This is a genomic window from Limnochorda sp., assembly GCF_047459355.1.
In the GTDB taxonomy this organism is placed as follows: Bacteria; Bacillota; Limnochordia; order Limnochordales; family Limnochordaceae; genus Limnochorda.
Genome location: NZ_VSCV01000114.1, coordinates 1 through 1,084 on the forward strand (window position 1 = coordinate 1; position 1,084 = coordinate 1,084).

Annotated in this window: 1 protein-coding gene; it reads left to right on the top strand. The window is 70.4% G+C overall.

Annotated features, from left to right (window positions below):
* Nucleotides 1-1,084: mandelate racemase/muconate lactonizing enzyme family protein (locus FWJ67_RS11275; RefSeq protein ID WP_414482881.1), on the top strand; the 1,084-nt coding region annotated here is incomplete at both ends.

The window sequence follows — 1,084 nt, forward strand, 5'->3', positions numbered from 1 at the left end:
CGGGCGGCAGGGGGGCGGGGTGAGCGGCGTGGAGGTGGCCCTGTGGGACCTGGCCGGGAAGGCCTACGGGGTGCCCGTCTACCAGCTCCTCGGGGGCAAGTTCCGGGATGGGGTCCGGCTCTACTGCGACACCGACGCCCACGGCAAGGGGGACGGCCGGGCCATGGGCCAGGCGCTGAAAGCGCGGCTGGCCAAGGGGTTCACCTTCCTGAAAATGGATCTGGGCGCCTCCCTCCTCTTCGACGTGGAGGGGGCGCTCAGCGCGCCCCTGGGCTTTCTCGACCAGTTCAAGGCGGCCTGGCGGACTGCCGAGACCCGGCAGGCCTCGCCCCAGCCCCAGAGCGCCGAGCGCCGGCGAGAGGAGGAAGTGCTCCACATCCCCCACCCCTTTGCGGGGCTGCAGCTTACTGAGAAGGGGCTGGACTGGCTGGAAGGCTACGTGGCCGAGGTCCGGTCGGTGATCGGGCCCGAGGTGCCCCTGGCCATCGACCACTTGGGCCACCTCAACGTGGAGAGCCTCATCCGCCTGGGCCGGCGCCTGGAGAAGTACCACCTGGCCTGGCTGGAAGACCCCGTCCCGTGGCAGTACACCGACCAGTACGCCCGCCTCAGCCGGGCGGTGGCCATCCCCATCTGCACGGGCGAGGATATCTACCTCAAGGAGAACTTCCGCCCCCTCTTGGAACGGGGCGGGGTCTCCGTCATCCACCCCGACGTGCTCACCGCCGGCGGCATGCTGGAGACCAAGAAGATCGCCGATATGGCGGCGGAGTACGGGGTCCCCGTGGCCCTTCACATGGCCGAGAGCCCCGTCGGCTGCCTGGCCGCCGCGCACGTGGCGGTGGCCATCGAGAACTTCCTGGCCCTGGAGTTCCACGCGGCGGACGTGGCGTGGTGGAGCGATCTGGCCGCGGGCCTGCCTGAGCCCTTCATCCGGGACGGCTTCATCTACCCGCCCGACCGGCCCGGGCTGGGCATCGATGACCTGAACGACGAGGTCCTGCGGGAGCACCTCCATCCGGGGATCCCCGGGCTGTGGGAGCCGACGGATGGGTGGAACGAAACCTGGGCCCACGATCGGCTC